Origin of the sequence: Streptomyces sp. NPDC051940 (genome assembly GCF_040680895.1) — a bacterium.
GTDB lineage: Bacteria > Actinomycetota > Actinomycetes > Streptomycetales > Streptomycetaceae > Streptomyces.
In genome coordinates this window covers 1-15,092 of record NZ_JBFAXR010000172.1, presented here as the reverse complement: position 1 = coordinate 15,092, position 15,092 = coordinate 1, and the positions used below count along the sequence as shown (strand labels likewise).

At 71.4% G+C, this 15,092-nt stretch carries 17 protein-coding genes and 4 tRNA genes; 9 read left to right on the top strand and 12 right to left on the bottom strand.

Going from position 1 to position 15,092, the window contains the following annotated elements:
• Positions 1-182: 182 nt before the first annotated feature.
• The 4 genes from AB0M28_RS36810 to AB0M28_RS36795 all read right to left on the bottom strand — a co-directional run bounded on the left by AB0M28_RS36810 (position 183) and on the right by AB0M28_RS36795 (position 2,237).
• Positions 183-258, bottom strand: a tRNA-Glu gene (locus tag AB0M28_RS36810).
• A gap of 122 nt (positions 259-380) precedes the next feature.
• Positions 381-854 (bottom strand): carboxymuconolactone decarboxylase family protein, encoded by a 474-nt coding sequence (locus AB0M28_RS36805; protein WP_365414556.1) that lies wholly within the window; start codon positions 852-854, stop codon positions 381-383.
• Positions 855-1,008: 154 nt separating this feature from the next.
• The gene (locus AB0M28_RS36800; RefSeq protein WP_365414554.1) at positions 1,009-1,416 is read right to left on the bottom strand and encodes a hypothetical protein; all 408 of its coding nucleotides are present in this window, start codon (positions 1,414-1,416) and stop codon (positions 1,009-1,011) included.
• Between the two features lie 152 nt (positions 1,417-1,568).
• A complete protein-coding gene (locus AB0M28_RS36795; protein WP_365414552.1) occupies positions 1,569-2,237 on the bottom strand; it encodes a class I SAM-dependent methyltransferase in 669 nt (222 codons plus the stop codon).
• 131 nt (positions 2,238-2,368) lie between these two features.
• Here AB0M28_RS36795 and AB0M28_RS36790 point away from each other — a divergent pair, with 131 nt between their 5' ends.
• Entirely contained in the window at positions 2,369-2,602 is a 234-nt protein-coding gene (locus AB0M28_RS36790) for a hypothetical protein (protein ID WP_365414551.1), read from the top strand.
• A gap of 245 nt (positions 2,603-2,847) precedes the next feature.
• The gene (locus AB0M28_RS36785; protein ID WP_365414549.1) at positions 2,848-3,249 is read left to right on the top strand and encodes a hypothetical protein; all 402 of its coding nucleotides are present in this window, start codon (positions 2,848-2,850) and stop codon (positions 3,247-3,249) included.
• Between the two features lie 126 nt (positions 3,250-3,375).
• Here the strand turns inward: AB0M28_RS36785 and AB0M28_RS36780 are convergent, their stop codons facing one another.
• Entirely contained in the window at positions 3,376-3,564 is a 189-nt protein-coding gene (locus AB0M28_RS36780; protein WP_365414547.1) for a hypothetical protein, read from the bottom strand.
• A gap of 118 nt (positions 3,565-3,682) precedes the next feature.
• On the opposite strand from AB0M28_RS36780, the gene AB0M28_RS36775 reads away from it, so the two are divergent.
• Positions 3,683-4,000 (top strand): hypothetical protein, encoded by a 318-nt coding sequence (locus AB0M28_RS36775; RefSeq protein WP_365414545.1) that lies wholly within the window; start codon positions 3,683-3,685, stop codon positions 3,998-4,000.
• Positions 4,001-4,090: 90 nt separating this feature from the next.
• Here the strand turns inward: AB0M28_RS36775 and AB0M28_RS36770 are convergent.
• The 3 genes from AB0M28_RS36770 to AB0M28_RS36760 all read right to left on the bottom strand — a co-directional run bounded on the left by AB0M28_RS36770 (position 4,091) and on the right by AB0M28_RS36760 (position 5,046).
• A tRNA-Phe gene (locus tag AB0M28_RS36770) sits at positions 4,091-4,164 on the bottom strand.
• A 24-nt stretch (positions 4,165-4,188) separates the two neighbouring features.
• Positions 4,189-4,263: transfer RNA gene (locus AB0M28_RS36765), tRNA-Asp, on the bottom strand.
• Positions 4,264-4,425: 162 nt separating this feature from the next.
• Positions 4,426-5,046, bottom strand: a complete 621-nt coding sequence (locus AB0M28_RS36760; RefSeq protein ID WP_365414543.1) for a TetR family transcriptional regulator — start codon at positions 5,044-5,046, stop codon at positions 4,426-4,428.
• A gap of 119 nt (positions 5,047-5,165) precedes the next feature.
• Between AB0M28_RS36760 and AB0M28_RS36755 the strand changes: the two genes are divergently transcribed.
• From AB0M28_RS36755 to AB0M28_RS36745, 3 genes are read left to right on the top strand one after another with little or no spacing between them, the layout of a single operon-like run.
• Entirely contained in the window at positions 5,166-6,389 is a 1,224-nt protein-coding gene (locus tag AB0M28_RS36755) for an alkane 1-monooxygenase (RefSeq protein ID WP_365414541.1), read from the top strand.
• The gene (locus AB0M28_RS36750) at positions 6,386-6,559 is read left to right on the top strand and encodes a rubredoxin (protein ID WP_365414539.1); all 174 of its coding nucleotides are present in this window, start codon (positions 6,386-6,388) and stop codon (positions 6,557-6,559) included. Before AB0M28_RS36755 ends, AB0M28_RS36750 begins: the two co-directional genes overlap by 4 nt.
• Positions 6,556-6,735: a rubredoxin gene (locus tag AB0M28_RS36745; protein WP_365414537.1), complete on the top strand. Its 180-nt coding sequence runs from the start codon at positions 6,556-6,558 to the stop codon at positions 6,733-6,735. Before AB0M28_RS36750 ends, AB0M28_RS36745 begins: the two co-directional genes overlap by 4 nt.
• Positions 6,736-6,787: 52 nt before the next feature.
• On the opposite strand, the gene AB0M28_RS36740 is transcribed toward AB0M28_RS36745, so the two are convergent.
• From AB0M28_RS36740 to AB0M28_RS36730, 3 genes are all read right to left on the bottom strand, one after another.
• Positions 6,788-8,317 (bottom strand): glycoside hydrolase family 3 N-terminal domain-containing protein, encoded by a 1,530-nt coding sequence (locus tag AB0M28_RS36740; protein WP_365414535.1) that lies wholly within the window; start codon positions 8,315-8,317, stop codon positions 6,788-6,790.
• Between the two features lie 128 nt (positions 8,318-8,445).
• Positions 8,446-8,952 carry a hypothetical protein gene (locus tag AB0M28_RS36735; RefSeq protein WP_365414533.1) on the bottom strand — a complete coding sequence of 169 codons (507 nt, stop codon included), beginning with the start codon at positions 8,950-8,952 and terminating at the stop codon, positions 8,446-8,448.
• Between the two features lie 72 nt (positions 8,953-9,024).
• A complete protein-coding gene (locus AB0M28_RS36730; protein ID WP_365414531.1) occupies positions 9,025-10,026 on the bottom strand; it encodes an ABC transporter permease in 1,002 nt (333 codons plus the stop codon).
• Positions 10,027-10,124: 98 nt separating this feature from the next.
• Between AB0M28_RS36730 and hrpA the strand changes: the two genes are divergently transcribed.
• The 3 genes from hrpA to AB0M28_RS36715 all read left to right on the top strand — a co-directional run bounded on the left by hrpA (position 10,125) and on the right by AB0M28_RS36715 (position 14,655).
• Positions 10,125-14,075 carry an ATP-dependent RNA helicase HrpA gene (gene hrpA, locus AB0M28_RS36725; protein ID WP_365414529.1) on the top strand — a complete coding sequence of 1,317 codons (3,951 nt, stop codon included), beginning with the start codon at positions 10,125-10,127 and terminating at the stop codon, positions 14,073-14,075.
• A 95-nt stretch (positions 14,076-14,170) separates the two neighbouring features.
• A tRNA-Asp gene (locus tag AB0M28_RS36720) sits at positions 14,171-14,245 on the top strand.
• 206 nt (positions 14,246-14,451) lie between these two features.
• Positions 14,452-14,655 (top strand): DUF6274 family protein, encoded by a 204-nt coding sequence (locus tag AB0M28_RS36715; protein WP_365414527.1) that lies wholly within the window; start codon positions 14,452-14,454, stop codon positions 14,653-14,655.
• A gap of 259 nt (positions 14,656-14,914) precedes the next feature.
• On the opposite strand, the gene AB0M28_RS36710 is transcribed toward AB0M28_RS36715, so the two are convergent.
• Positions 14,915-15,076: a hypothetical protein gene (locus tag AB0M28_RS36710; RefSeq protein ID WP_365414558.1), complete on the bottom strand. Its 162-nt coding sequence runs from the start codon at positions 15,074-15,076 to the stop codon at positions 14,915-14,917.
• Between the last annotated feature and the right edge of the window lie 16 nt (positions 15,077-15,092).

Genomic DNA, 15,092 nt, shown 5'->3' with positions numbered 1-15,092 from the left:
CGGGTCTCTGAGGGTTGCCACCCACACCGACTAATTACAACTGCTCCTGCCATTGCCCTCCGGCCCCCCGGTGCGCGCACCGGGGGGCCGTCGGCTGCCGGACGTCATGCTCCGAGAGCGTTCCCTGAACCACACAAACGATCAAGGCTCTGACCGTAATCGCCGGTCAGAGCCTTGATGGATGGTGCCCCCAACGGGATTCGAACCCGTGCTACCGCCTTGAAAGGGCGGCGTCCTGGGCCACTAGACGATGAGGGCTGATGGCCGCTGAAAGCGATATCGCCTTCAGGACGTCTGCAGGATATGGGATGGGTGCGGCGATCGCCAAAGCGATTCCCCCGGGGCCACCGCGGCGCCGGCCGAGCCCTCCTGCGGCGGGGTCAGCCGAACTGACCCGGCTGGTAGTCCCCGGCCGGCATCTGCAGCATCACGTTCCCGCGGTTGAAGGCGTTGATCAGGGTGATGACGCCCACCAGCGCGGCGAGCTCCTCGTCGTCGTAGTGCTTCGCGGCGTTCGCCCAGACCTCGTCGGACACGCCGCCGGCCGCGTCGGCGATCCGGGTGCCCTCCTCCGCCAGCTCCAGGGCCGCGCGCTCGGCCTCGCTGAAGACCGTGGCCTCCCGCCAGGCCGCGACCAGGTTCAGCCGCTCCGGCGACTCCCCGGCGTGCACGGCGTCCTTGTAGTGCATGTCGGTGCAGAACCCGCACCCGTTGATCTGGCTGGCGCGGAGCTTGACCAGCTCCTGCGTCGAGGCGGGCAGGGTGGAGCCCTTGAGTACGCCGTTCGCGGCGGTGATGTGCTTGAAGATCTTGCCCAGGACCGGGCTCTCGAACGGGTTCAGTCGAGCGTTCACGGTGGACTCCTCGCCATGGCCGGGTGCGGCTGCTTACGCCTGTGTGACGGAAGAAGCCGGGCGGGGTGTGACACGGCCACGTGTGACCTGTGTCTCCCCCGCCCGTACGGCGGCCCCTCCCGTCACCCCGGACCCGTGGCCCGGCCTTCGGCCGTCACGCGGCGTCGAGGGCTTCGGTGATCTTGCGGGTCATGTCCGCCAGGGTGGGGCTGGGCTGACCCTTGTGGGCCTGGGTGGCGGCCTCGACGGCGACGAGGACGATGCTGCGGAAGTTGTCGGCCTCCGCCGGGTCCTGCTTCTTCAGCAGGCTCATCGCCTCGGTCAGCGCCGGCAGCGCGTGGTCGGCGATCTCGGCCACGGACTTGCCGTTCAGGTCCTTGATCTTCGACTTCTCGGCGAGCACGTGCCCGACCGGCCCGGTCGCGGACGCCAGGGCGATGCTGCCGTGGGTGGCGACCCGGTGGGGCGACCCCGCGGCGTCGGCGGCGGACAGCAGGGTGACGGCGCCGTAGGCGGCGGTGCGGAGGGTGGCCTTGTCCTGGTCGTTGAGGTTGAGCGACATCTCGGTCTCCTTGGGGTCTGTCGCGGCCCCCGTCGGGCCGGCGACTTCCTGGTGGGACAGAGATTGCGCGCGCCCGCTTTCACCGGGGTCTCACTCCGGTTTCAGCGGCCCGGGGAGGCTGAGATCCGGCTACGACGAGCGGGGCCCCGGCCTCAGCGCAGCCGTCGCGCGCGCAGCACCAGGTCGTCCTTGTGGTGCGTACCGGCACCGCCGTCGGGTGCCACGCGCGGCCGCTCCTCGTCGACCTCCACCGCCCAGTCGTCGCCGAACAGGGCGGCGACCGTCGAGGGCCAGACGAAGTCGGCCGGGTCGAAGCCGCTCTCGTGCGCCGTGGAGGCGTCCACCCCCGCGTGGTGTACGAGCAGCAGCACACCGCCCACGGCGACGGCCGCGAGCAGCGCCCGCTCGGCGAGGGAGTCGGGGGTACGCAGGAGGGCCGGGTACTGCGCGGAGACCAGGTCGTACGAACCGGGCTCGAGCGCCGCCTCGGTGAGCCCCGCGTGCACCCACCGAACGTCGACACCGGCATCCCGCGCGTGCGCGGCGGCCCGCTCCAGCGCCACACCCGAGACGTCGAGCGCGGTCACGTCCCAGCCCCCGCGCGCGAGCCAGACGGCGTCGGCGCCCTCCCCGCACCCGACGTCGAGCACGCGTCCGGGCACCAGCCCGGCCACTTCGGCCACGAGCGCCCCGTTGGCCCGCCCACTCCACAACTGCGCCCGCTCGGTGTACCGCTCGTCCCACTCGGCCCGCACGGCGGGGTCTCCGAGGTAGTCACCACTGGAGGAGGCCACAGGCCCCTCGACAAGGTCATCGCTCATGAGCTCACGGTGCCCCCTCACCCCCGACCCCGACCAGCCTTGTTGCCGGTCCGGCAACGGCGCGGGCAACCGAAGGTCACCCCCGGCGCGGCATTCGCACAAATATTCGAACACGTGGCATCATCGATCCCGTGGCTCCCACCTCCCCCTTCCCCGAAGACCTGCTGCGCGCCCAGCGCGACTGGTACGCCGTCTACCGCCGGCTCGCGCTCGCCGAGACGGCGCCGGGCACGCCGACGACCGCGCTGCGCCGCAGGATGTACCAGCTGGCCGCCCGCGTCGCGGCGCACCCCTACTGGACGACGGAGGCGGGGACCCCGGCCGCCAGGGTCCGCCTGAAACAGGCAGCCTGGGAAGCGGAGTAGACGGCGACCCCACCCGCGAGCCGGGGAACAGGCGCCGCAGCACCGATAGTTGAATCCCACCCGACACCCCACTTCGGAAGATCCTACGGTTGCTGCGCACCGGTGGAACTTCCACCTCCGCTTGCGCCGTACGAGTGGACCGCCCGGTTACGGCGGGGAGTTCGCGGCACGGAGCCGACCAGGATAGGCACCGATCCATTGCCCATTCGCGGCAAAGAACGCCATTCCTTCCCAAGGGGATCCCTGTGACCACTCAGCACCTCGCCCGCCGCGCCGCCGCCGTCGCCGCGGGTGCCGCCTCCCTCATCGCCGTAACCGCCGCCTCCGCGTCGGCCGCCGCCCCGTCACTGCCGGTTCCCCTGGGCGGCAAGGGCGGCTCGAGCCACTGCCTGACCCAGCCGAAGTCCTGGACGCTGCCGCTGGACTTGGAGAGCCTGGCGTGCGTCGGCGTCCTGAAGTCGGACAAGGGCGGCCCCACGTCGATGCTGGGCGACGCCACGCAGCTGACGCAGGCGGCCCCGGTCCCGGCGGGACTCCCGGCGGGCCTCCCGGCGGGCCTCCCGGCCGACGTCCCCGCCGCGGACACGAGCATGGTCACCAGCGCGGTCCCGACCACGGACGCCACATCCCTGGTCCCGTCGCCCTGACCAGCCCCGGCCCTCCCGACCGCCCCCCCACGCGCGACGCCCGCCCCACGACGGCCGGGCGTCACGCCCGTCCGCCCCAAGCGCCGCCGAACCCGACCACCGGCCGACGAGGGCTCCGGGCCGCGCTCAGCGCTTCACCGCCCGATACCGCTTGAGCAACGCGGTGATCTTCACGTAGTCGCCGCCCCCGTTCAGCTCCGCGAGCAGATCATCCGGACAGAGCTCGTAGTGATCACCCCACCACCGACGCCGCTTGCTGTCCCAGATCCGATAGCCACCCGGAACACCACGGGCCACGTACCGTCTCCTGCTCATACGCCCATTACAGGCGGCGGACGCCCGGGAAGTCCATCGTTTTCCTCCCGCTCCACAGGGCCGAAGGCCGCCCCGACATCCCCGCGCCCTCGCGCTCACCACCGGTTACGGTCCGAGGATGACATCGCCCGAAGGACACGGTTGCCCGCTGCACGGAGCGGGAGTGGACCCGGGCCGCCTGGTGGGGCGTCGCATACAGCGGATGCTCACCGCCTGGCATCGGCACGGCACCGACGATGCCACGGACCCGCTGGAGGTCTGGCTCGGCGATGATCGAGACGACTTCACCCACATCACGACCGGTTCCGATTGGTGCCGCGTGCACCAGCGGTGCGAGCCCCGCACCAGGCGGGTCGCGCTGGAGATCGTCTTCCCAACCGGCAGCGTGCGATACCGGAGTTGGCAGGGAACCCTGCGCCTGGCCGACGGACCATAACCGCGCATCCGTCCGACGCCGCCGGCCCACCGGCAACAAAAATGCCCCTCCCGGCGCTACCGGAGGGGCATTCGTGCTGCTCACACAAGGTGGCTGGGGCCGGGGTCGAACCGGCGACCTTCCGCTTTTCAGGCGGACGCTCGTACCAACTGAGCTACCCAGCCGAGGTGATCGGTGAGATCACCCGGCGGTCCTGACGGGATTTGAACCCGCGGCCTCCACCTTGACAGGGTGGCGAGCACTCCAAACTGCTCCACAGGACCTCGTGCGTGAGACACAGTCTCGCACAGGGGGGCGCGTCTTCCCAAAACGGTTTTCCCGCCGGACTCTGCCGGGGGTTTTCCACCTGGGGTGTCGTCGCTGGATCAGAGTAGCAGACCTGCGGGGTCGGGCTGAAAACGGGAAACCCGGCCTCGCGGCCCCCCTCACACCGCGCCCGCGCCCCCCACCCCCACCCCGTACGCCACCCGCACCGTGATCCGCGCGATCCGGTCCGCCGACTCCTCCGGGGACGCCGACGGCTGGACGATGTGGCTCACCGTGAGGCGCACGATCGTCTCCACCGCCAGGCCCCGCGACTGCGCGTCCACCTCGGGCCACGCGTCCGCCGCATAGGCGTCCAGCATCGCCGTCGCCGTGTCGAAGACCGGCTCCGGGCGCGTGGTCAGGTACGCCAGGAGTTCGTCGTCCTGGCCGCCGCGGGCCGCCGTGAGGACCGACTTGATCAGCGGGTTGTCCGCCGCCTGGCGCAGGACGTAGCCGACGCCCGCCCGCGCCGCGGACAGCAGCTCGGCGCGGTTCGCGTCGAGCTCCCGCTGGATGCCGAGAAGGAAACGTTCCGCCTCGCGTTCGACGAGGGCGAGCCCGATCACGTCCTTCGAGTTCGACCCGAACTCGTTGTAGACCGTCTGCCGGCTCACGCCCGCGATCCGGGCGATGCCCGCCACGCTGAGCCTGCTCCAGCCCTCGGCCGTGACCTGCTGGTACGCCGCGTCCAGCACCTGGTCGCGGAGCAGGGTTCGAACTGCCTGTCGGAAACGCGTCATGGTGCGTCCACTGTATGCGCCCGATCGGGTCTGTCCAATCCATTGACACTCTGCGGACAGACTGTCTAACTACTGGACAGTACGAGCATCGGTGCACGGACCCGGCGAGGAGGCGTCCCATGGCGGCGGCAGAAGCGCGCACGGGCAAAGAGGGCAAAGAGGGCAAAGAAAGGAAAGAAGCGGAGGAACGCCACCCCGGCAATCCCCCGCTCACCCCACCCCCCTGGCGTGACCCCAAGCGCTACTACTGGCTCCTCGGCCTCTTCATCCCGATGTTCCCCTTCGTCGCCTGGGGCCTGGTGGGCTGGACGGGTTACGGCGCCTTCTGGTGGACCGGGATCGTCGTCCTGTACGTCGTCTTCCCCGTGATCGACCAGCTCATCGGCAAGGACTCCGCGAACCCGCCGGACAGCGCCCTGGCCTGGCTGGAGCAGGACCGCTACTACCGCTGGTGCACGTACACGTACCTGCCGCTCCAGTACGCGGGGCTGGTCCTCGGCTGCTGGCTGCTCACCTCCGGCGGGCTCTCCGCCGTCGACCGGACCGGCCTCACCATCACCCTCGGCGGCGTCGCCGGCATCGGCATCAACACCGCGCACGAGCTCGGCCACAAGAAGGAGTCCGTCGAGCGCTGGCTGTCCAAGATCGCCCTGGCGCAGACGATGTACGGGCACTTCTTCATCGAGCACAACCGCGGCCACCACGTCCGCGTCGCCACCCCCGAGGACCCGGCCAGCGCCCGCCTCGGCGAGAGCTTCTGGCGGTTCCTCCCCCGTACGGTGTACGGCAGCCTCGTCTCCGCCTGGCGACTGGAGCGCAACCGGCTGCGCCGCCGCGGCAGGAGCCCGTGGACCCCCGAGAACGACATCCTCAACGCCTGGGCGATGACCGCCGTCCTCTTCGGCGCCCTCGCCGCCGCCTTCGGGCCGGGCGTCCTGCCGTACCTGGCCGGCCAGGCGGTCTTCGGCTTCTGCCTGCTCGAGGTCATCAACTACACCGAGCACTACGGCCTGCTCCGCCGCCGCACCGCGTCCGGACGCTACGAGCGCTGCGCGCCCCGGCACAGCTGGAACAGCGACAACGTCGCCTCGAACGTCTTCCTCTACCACCTGCAGCGGCACAGCGACCACCACGCCCACCCCACCCGCCGCTACCAGGCCCTGCGCCACTTCGACGACGCCCCCGAACTCCCCACCGGATACGCCGGGATGATCGTCCTCGCCTACTTCCCGCCCCTGTGGCGCCGCGTGATGGACCACCGCGTCCGCGCGCACTACGGCGGCGACCTCGCCCTCGCCAACATCCAGCCCGGCAAGCGCGCCCGGTACGGAGTCACGGCGTGAGCGCGTACGTCTGCCCCGTCTGCGACTTCGTGTACGACGAGACCGCCGGCGCCCCACGCGAGGGCTTCCCCGCCGGTACGCCGTGGGCCGACGTGCCCGACGACTGGCCGTGCCCCGACTGCGGGGTGCGCGAGAAGACCGACTTCGAGGAAAGCGAGTCCCCCGAGTGAGCTACACGAAGTGGCAGTGCGCCGTCTGCGGTTTCGTCTACGACGAGGCCGAGGGCTGGCCCGAGGAGGGCATCGCCCCCGGCACCCGCTGGGAGGACATCCCGGACGACTGGTCGTGCCCGGACTGCGGCGCGGCGAAGGCCGACTTCGACATGGCCGAGCTGGCCGACGCCTGACGGGCCGCGGCCCCCCGGACCACCACCGGGACCCCCAGCCCACCGGGCCCCCTCAACCCACCGCCGTAACCGCAGCAGCCCCCAGCAGCACCTCCGCCGCCGCGATCCCCGACACCCGCGTCGCCCCGTGCGTGATCAGATGCACCGCCCCCAGCGGCTCCCCGCCGGGGAACCCCATCTCCACCACCGTGGCGTCCGGCCGGGCGCCGAGCACCGCGGCCACCGCGTCGGACATCCAGCGGTGCCGCGCCGCGTCCCGCACCACGACCACCAGCGGACGGCCCGCGGCCGGGGCCAGGCCCAGGGTGCGCACCGCGTCGCCGGATCCGTCCACGTCGGCCTGGGTGAGGCGGACCGAGGTGGTGCCGGGGCGCAGCTCGGCCAGCGGACCGGCCACGCCCCACGGGGTCTGGCCGTCCACGGCGAGGTTCATGGCCGGCGAGAACTCCACCACGTGCGGGGCCCCCGTCAGGGGCAGCGCCTCGCCGCGCGCGACGCGGACCGCGCGCCGGGCGGCCGTCAGCCCGATGCGCGGGGCGTCCGCGAGCGCCGCCGGCGTCGCGGACCGTGCGAGGGCCGCCGACCAGGACGCGAAGGCGGCGACGTTCGCGGCGGCCTCCGCCAGCCGCGCGTACGGCAGTTCACCGTCCCGTACCGCCCGTACCAGCGCCCCCGCCAGCAGCTCGGCGGTCTCCCGCGACGCGCTCTCCCCGCCGACGCACACCGCGTCCACCCCGGCGGTGATCGCCTTGACGGTGGCGCCGTCGATGCCGTGGACGTCGGTCACGGCGCGCATCTCGATGCCGTCGGTGACCAGCAGCCCGGTGAAGCCGAGCTCCGTGCGCAGCAGATCGACCAGGACGCGCCGGCTGAGCGTGGCGGGCAGCTCCGGGTCGTACGCCGGGACCAGCACGTGACCCGTCATGATCGCCCGTACGCCCGCCTCCATCGCCGCCCGGAACGGCGGCAGCGCGGTCGCGGCGATCTCCTCGGCGGACGCGGTGACCAGGGGCAGCCCGTGGTGCGAGTCGACGACCGTGTCGCCGTGGCCGGGGAAGTGCTTGGCGCAGGCGGCGACGCCGGCCTGCTGCAGCCCGCGCACCCAGGCGGCGGTGTTGCGGGCGACGACGTCGGTGCGCTCGCCGAAGGAGCGGACGCCGATGACCGGGTTGAGGGGGTTGGAGTTGACGTCCGCGCTGGGCGCGAAGTTGACCGAGACGCCCGCGGCGTGCAGATCGCGGCCGATGTCACGGGCGACGGACTCGGTGAGGCCGAGGTCGTCGACGGCGCCGAGCGCGAGGTTGCCGGGGCGGGAGGCGCCCGTGCCGGCCTCCAGTCGGGTGACGTCGCCGGCCTCCTCGTCGATCCCGATGATCAGGTCGGGGTTCTCGGCGCGCAGCTCGGCGGTGAGCGCGGCGACCTGCTCCAGGTCGACGATGTTCCGCCCGAAGAGGACGACGGACCTCAGGCCGCCGTCCGCGATCTTGCGGCGCACCCAGTCGGGGGCCGTGGTGCCGACGAACCCCGGCTGGATCACGGAGTTGGCGAGTCGCTCCAGCTCGGGGGCGCTGCTCGGTTCCAAGGCAAACCTCCGGGGATGCGGGCAGCGTTCAGCGGCCGCGGACATGGAGCTACTTGGTACAGACCAATGGGATGCTCGCGTGGATCAGCCGTATGTGTCAAGGAGTCCACGGAGGCCGCCGGCCGCCCTCAAACGCGCAGACAGGCTTGCTCGCGGAACTCGTCCGGCGACTCCGCCACCCCGCGCGGGTCGTCCTTCGCCGACCGCCGGGGCCGCTCGTACAGGATCTGCCCCGGGCGCAGGCCGTCCAGGTCCGCCTGGGAGAACAGCACCTCGTACGTGCCCCTGCCGCTGTCGCCGGTCCGCCCGTACAGCTGGTACGAACGGCCCGCCACCAGGGCGCCCGGATCGCGCTCGACCCGCCACCGCGGTCCCGGGCCGGCCAGGTCGACGGCCCGCATCCCCTTGAAGCCCTTCGGCAGGCTCCACTCCCCCACCAGTTCACTGCCGGCGGCGGCGTCCTCGTAGAGCCGCACGCCCTCCAGCCGCCCCTCGCACGCCATCGCGTACGCCACCGGATGCCCCTCGGGCGAGACGCCGACCCCCATGGCGCCGACCATCTCGGGCGAGCACCCCGACAGCAGCGGCGCCAGCAGCAGCGCCGCCCCGGCGGGCACGATCCGTCGTCCACGCATGCCGTCCCCCTCTCCCCGTCATGGGAGACGGCGCCCCGGACGCCACCGGTTGCCTCGACCGGCGGACCACCCTCACACCGCCACCACCTCCCGCCCGCCCGGATGCCGGTGCCGCCACCGCCAGAACACCGCCGTCGACACCGCCGCCCACCCCACCAGCACCAGATACGGGAACACATGCTGGTACCCCGCGAAGTACACCGCCGTGTGCTGCGCGTTCACCGAGGCGCCGTTCGGGAGCCAGCGGCCGATATGGCCGAGCGGCGAGGGGAGCAGGGGCCAGGAGACGGCGCCGCCGGAGGACGGGTTGCCGATGAGCACCATCACGCCCCAGGTCGGGATGATCGCCCAGCGCCCCATCAGGGTGTTGAACATGGAGAAGACCATCCCCGCCGCGTACATCGTCAGCGCCAGGATCAGCCACGACTGCGGGAAGGGCAGCGTCAGCGCGCCCAGCCACCAGTCGGCCGCCGCGTAGATCATGAACCCGCCCAGCAGGGCGTACCCCGCGGTGTACGCGACCCTCTCCCCCGGATTGAGCGCCCGGGCGTGCACGCTGAGCTGGATGGCGCCCATGAAGCCGATCACCACGGCGGCCAGGGAGATGTAGAAGATCGCCAGCCCCCGCGGGTCCCCGGTCTGCAGCGGGTTGATGTCCCGCACGGTGACCGGGACGCCGACCGCCGCCCCCACCTTCGGAGCGGTCTCCGTCAGCACCTGCGCCACGGAGGCACCCGACGCGCCGGAGACGTCCAGCAGCGCCCCGTCCTCCCCCAGCGAGCGCAGGATGCCGAAGACCTGCTGCTCCTCGACCGCCTCGCGGGCCTGCGCGTACGTGGCGTAGCGGTGTACGTCGAGCTGCGCGTCCATCGCCTCCTCCAGCCCCGCGACCAGCCGTGCCGGCTCACCGCCCGCCGTGGTCGCGATGGGCAGCCGGTGCGGGGTGGGGTTGGCCATGGCCGCCGTGTACGAGCCGGCGAACAGACCCGCCGCGAGGGAGACCAGCAGGGCGACGACGGTGGCCGGGTAGAAGACGGATCCCCGGAAGGCGCGCCAGCGCTCGCGTACATCCATGAACCGCACCCTAAGCGGGCAAAGCAAACAATCCACGCGAAGGGGAGCGGGAAAGTCATTCGCCCCGCGCACCCCGCGGGTGCGATCCTGGTCTCCGTATGTCCAGTGCCAAGCCCACCCAGCTGACCGCCATCCTCGACCGCCTCCCCGACCTGACGCTGCGCGACCAGCAGCGCCTCGGCCGCCGTCTGGAGGGGACCCGGCGTATCCGCAAGCCCGAGGCCCGCGACGCGGTGCTGACCGAGATCGCCGCCGAGATCGACGCGGCGGAGGCCAGGGTCGCGAACCGCCGGGCGGCCGTCCCCGCGATCACGTATCCCGAGCAGCTGCCGGTCAGCCAGCGCAAGGACGACATCCTCGCGGCGATCCGCGACCACCAGGTCGTGATCGTGGCCGGTGAGACGGGCTCCGGGAAGACCACCCAGATCCCCAAGATCTGTCTGGAGCTGGGCCGCGGGGTGAAGGGCCTGGTCGGCCACACCCAGCCGCGCCGGATCGCCGCGCGCACGGTGGCCGAGCGGGTCGCGGAGGAGCTGAAGAGCCCGCTCGGCGAGGCCGTCGGCTGGAAGGTCCGCTTCACCGACCAGGTCTCGGACTCGACGCTGGTCAAGCTGATGACGGACGGCATCCTGCTCGCCGAGATCCAGACGGACCGCGAGCTGCGGCAGTACGACACGATCATCATCGACGAGGCCCACGAACGCAGCCTCAACATCGACTTCCTGCTCGGCTATCTCGCCCAGCTGCTGCCGAAGCGCCCCGACCTCAAGGTGATCATCACCTCCGCGACCATCGACCCGGAGCGTTTCTCCCGCCACTTCGGCGACGCCCCGATCGTCGAGGTCAGCGGCCGTACGTACCCGGTCGAGGTGCGCTACCGCCCGCTGCTGGAGGAGAACTCCGACGCCGACGACCGCGACCAGATCACCGCGATCTGCGACGCCGTGGACGAACTGCAGCGCGAGGGCGACGGCGACATCCTGGTCTTCCTCTCCGGCGAGCGGGAGATCCGCGACACCGCGGACGCCCTGGAGAAGAAACGCCTCTTCAACACCGAGGTCCTCCCCCTGTACGCCCGGCTCTCGCACGCCGAGCAGCACCGCGTCTTCCAGCGCCACTCCGGCCGCCGGATCGTCCTCGCGACGAACGTCGCCGAGACCTCCCTCACCGTCCCCGGCATCCGGTACGTCATCGACCCGGGCTTCGCGCGCATCTCCCGCTACAGCCACCGCACCAAGGTGCAGCGCCTGCCGATCGAACCGGTCTCGCAGGCCAGCGCCAACCAGCGCAAGGGCCGCTGCGGCCGGACGGCGGACGGCATCTGCGTCCGGCTGTACGGCGAGGACGACTTCGAGTCCCGCCCGGAGTTCACCGACGCGGAGATCCTCCGTACGAACCTGGCCTCCGTCATCCTGCAGATGACCGCCGCCGGCCTCGGCGACATCGAGAAGTTCCCCTTCATCGACCCGCCGGACCGCCGCAACATCAAGGACGGCGTCCAGCTGCTGGAGGAGCTGCACGCTCTCGACACCACGCAGAAGGATCCGAAGAAGCGGCTGACGACGATGGGCCGCAAGCTGGCCCAGCTCCCCGTCGACCCGCGGCTGGCCCGCATGGTGCTGGAGGCCGACCGCAACGGCTGCGTCCGCGAGGTCATGGTCATCGCCGCCGCGCTGTCCATCCAGGACCCGCGCGAACGCCCCGCGGACAAGCAGCAGCAGGCCGACCAGCAGCACGCCCGCTTCCGCGACGAGACGTCCGACTTCCTGGCGTACCTCAATCTCTGGCGCTACGTCCGCGAGCAGCAGAAGGCGCTGTCGTCCTCCGCCTTCCGCCGGATGTGCAAGCGCGAGTTCCTCAACTACCTGCGGATACGGGAGTGGCAGGACATCTACTCCCAGCTCCGCACGGTCGCGAAGACCATGGGCGTACACCTCAGCGAGCAGGACGCGGACGCGGACCGCATCCACCAGTCGCTGCTGGCCGGCCTGCTCAGCCACCTCGGGCTGAAGGACACGGACAAGAACGAGTATCTGGGCGCCCGCAGCGCCAAGTTCGCGGTCTTCCCCGGCTCGGCGCTGTTCAAGAAGCCCCCGCGCTGGATCATGTCCGCCGAGCTGGTGGAGACCTCGCGCCTGTGGGCCCGGGTCAACGCGAAGCTGGAGCCCGACTGGATCGAGCCGCTGGCCCAGCACCTGGTCAAGCGCACGTACTCCGAGCCGCACTGGGAGAAGGACCAGGCGGCGGTCATGGCGTACGAGCGCGTCACCCTGTACGGCGTACCGGTCGTCGCCCAGCGCAAGGTCAACTACGGCCGGATCGACCCGGAGACGTCCCGCGAGCTGTTCATCAGGAACGCCCTCGTCGAAGGCGACTGGCGCACGCACCACAAGTTCTTCGCCGACAACCGCAAGCTCCTCACCGAGGTCGAGGAGCTGGAACACCGGGCCCGCCGCCGCGACATCCTCGTGGACGACGAGACCCTGTTCGACTTCTACGACCAGCGGCTGCCGGAAACGGCCGTCTCGGGCGCCCACTTCGACTCCTGGTGGAAGAAGAAGCAGCGCGAGGAACCCGAGCTGCTGAACTTCGAGAAGTCCATGCTCATCAACGAGCAGGCCGAGGGCGTCACCAAGGACGACTATCCGGACTCCTGGCGCCAGGGGAAGCTGAAGTTCCGCGTGACGTACCAGTTCGAGCCGGGCGCGGACGCGGACGGCGTCACCGTCCACGTCCCGCTGCAGGTGCTGAACCAGGTCTCCGCCGAGGGCTTCGACTGGCAGATCCCGGGCCTGCGCGAGGACCTGGTCACGGAGCTGATCCGGTCGCTGCCCAAGCCCGTCCGCCGCAACTTCGTGCCCGCCCCGAACGCGGCGAAGGAGTTCCTGGACCGGGCGGTGCCCCTGCAGGAGCCGCTCACGGCCACGCTGGCGCGCGAGCTGCACCGGATGCGGGGCGTGCCGGTCTCGCCGGAGGACTTCGACTGGTCGAAGGTCCCCGAGCATCTGCGCATCACCTTCCGGGTGTACGACGAGCGCCGCCGGAAGATCGCCGAGGCGAAGGACCTGGAGGAGCTGCGGCTGCGGCTGAAGCCCAAGACGCGGGCCGCGATCAACCGGGCCTTCGAGCAGGCCGCGCCGGCCGAGCAGGGCGCCTCCGGAGCCCCCGAGCAGCGCACGGGCCTGACGTCCTGGACGATCGGCGCGCTCCCCCGGGTCTTCGAGACGCGCCGCGCGGGCCATCCCGTGAAGGCGTACCCGGCCCTGGTGGACGAGGGCGCCTCCGTCGCCGTCCGGCTCTTCGACACGGAGGCCGAGCAGGCGGAGGCGATGTGGCGGGGCACCCGCCGCCTCATCCTCCTGAGCATCCCGGCGAACCCCGCCAAGTACGCGAACGACAAGCTGAGCAACGTCGCGAAGCTGGCCCTGTCCCGCTCCCCGCACGGCGGCGTCCAGCCGCTCTTCGAGGACTGCGTCACCGCCGCCGCGGACCGCCTCATCGAGCGGCACGGCGGCCCCGCGTGGGACGAGGAGGGCTTCCGGAAGCTGTACGACGCGGTGCGCGCCGACCTCGTCGACGCGACGATGGCGGCGATCCGCCAGGTCCAGGAGGTCCTCGCGGCCTGGCACGCTGCGGAGGGGCGGCTGCGGACGCTGAAGAGCCCCGTGCTGCTGGAGTCCCTCCAGGACGTACGGGACCAGCTGGCGTGGCTCATCAAGCCCGGCTTCGTCACCGCACACGGCGTGGGCCGGCTGCCGGACCTGATGCGGTACCTCATCGCCGCGGACCGCCGGCTGCAGCAGCTCCCGACGAACGTCGAACGGGACCGCTCCCGGATGGCGAAGGTCAAGGAGATGAACGACGAGTACCTGTGGCTGCTCGAGCAGCAGCCGGCCGGGCGGCCGGTGCCGCAGGCGGTCAAGGACGTCCGGTGGATGATCGAGGAGCTCCGGGTGAGCTACTTCGCGCACGCGCTGGGCACGGCGTACCCGATCTCCGACAAACGGATCGTGAAGGCGGTGGACGCCCTCGCACCGCCCGGCCGGTGACCCCCGTCACCTGGGGCCTTTCCGGTTCGACCGCACCCCGTTCGCTGTTGTAGAGTCATCACGTCGCAACGCGCCGAGCGAAGCGAATCCCTCCAGGTCCTGTGGAGCAGTTTGGAGTGCTCGCCACCCTGTCAAGGTGGAGGCCGCGGGTTCAAATCCCGTCAGGACCGCAGTTGAAGAGGCCGGAACCCCCAGGGTTCCGGCCTCTTTCGCGTGTACGGCGCCCCGGTTCACCCGTCGGTTTACGCATCGGTTTACGCGCAGCCCCGTCTCGCGGAGCGGACTTTCCCGGGCCGTCCGACAGAACGCGGGGCGGCCACCTGCGAGGCTTCGGGGCGGGGTTGACGGAACGTGGCGCTCCCGGTACTCAGGGCATATGACAGCCACCGCGCGGCACGAGACGAGGGCGCTCCTGCGCGCCCATCTGTCGGCTGCCACGGCGTACCGGCATCTGACGCGCCACTGCCCCATCTGCCACCAGCTGCTGCGGCTCGCGATGGACCAGCCCGCCCCCACCGCCCGGCCCGAGCTGAACGACGGGTCAGCACCGGACGGAGGCGGGGCCGCCGCCCAGCGGTGATTCCGCACTGCGGCCCGCGCGCAACTCCCTTTACCGCAGCCTCAGTACACGCCACAACAGCGCCGCAATGTGACGGGAGTCACGAAACCGTTTGCGGGGCGGGGAACTTTACGCCCGACTTAAAGGGAGTCAATTTTATATGTGCAATTGCACCTGAGGGTGGGTGGGTTCGGGGGTGAGCACGCTGAGCTACGGCGGAGGGCGGGCGTGCGCCGGCGTGGGGGTGGCGTGAGGGGCGCGTGAGGGCCGGGCGCGGGTCTTACAGGGCGTCAGGGGCAGACGGTCGCCAGACGGGCACCTTGCGGCCCCTCGGCTGCCGCGAGGCGCTGGGGGGCTTACCAGCCGGGGAGCCGGGTGCCTTGGCGGCGGCCACGGTCGGGTCGACGGCGGCGTCGTACTGGATCGGCCCCTCGATCAGCAGATCGGGGCGCCGGCTC

Excerpts from the sequence above, each read along its gene's own strand:
- AB0M28_RS36800 (WP_365414554.1), bottom strand. The coding sequence starts at position 1,416 with ATGTCGCTCAACCTCAACGACCAGGACAAGGCCACCCTCCGCACCGCC.
- AB0M28_RS36795 (WP_365414552.1), bottom strand. The coding sequence starts at position 2,237 with ATGAGCGATGACCTTGTCGAGGGGCCTGTGGCCTCCTCCAGTGGTGAC.
- AB0M28_RS36780 (WP_365414547.1), bottom strand. The coding sequence starts at position 3,564 with ATGAGCAGGAGACGGTACGTGGCCCGTGGTGTTCCGGGTGGCTATCGG.
- AB0M28_RS36775 (WP_365414545.1), top strand. The coding sequence starts at position 3,683 with ATGACATCGCCCGAAGGACACGGTTGCCCGCTGCACGGAGCGGGAGTG.
- AB0M28_RS36760 (WP_365414543.1), bottom strand. The coding sequence starts at position 5,046 with ATGACGCGTTTCCGACAGGCAGTTCGAACCCTGCTCCGCGACCAGGTG.
- AB0M28_RS36755 (WP_365414541.1), top strand. The coding sequence starts at position 5,166 with ATGGCGGCGGCAGAAGCGCGCACGGGCAAAGAGGGCAAAGAGGGCAAA.
- AB0M28_RS36735 (WP_365414533.1), bottom strand. The coding sequence starts at position 8,952 with ATGCGTGGACGACGGATCGTGCCCGCCGGGGCGGCGCTGCTGCTGGCG.
- AB0M28_RS36730 (WP_365414531.1), bottom strand. The coding sequence starts at position 10,026 with ATGGATGTACGCGAGCGCTGGCGCGCCTTCCGGGGATCCGTCTTCTAC.
- hrpA (WP_365414529.1), top strand. The coding sequence starts at position 10,125 with ATGTCCAGTGCCAAGCCCACCCAGCTGACCGCCATCCTCGACCGCCTC.
- AB0M28_RS36715 (WP_365414527.1), top strand. The coding sequence starts at position 14,452 with ATGACAGCCACCGCGCGGCACGAGACGAGGGCGCTCCTGCGCGCCCAT.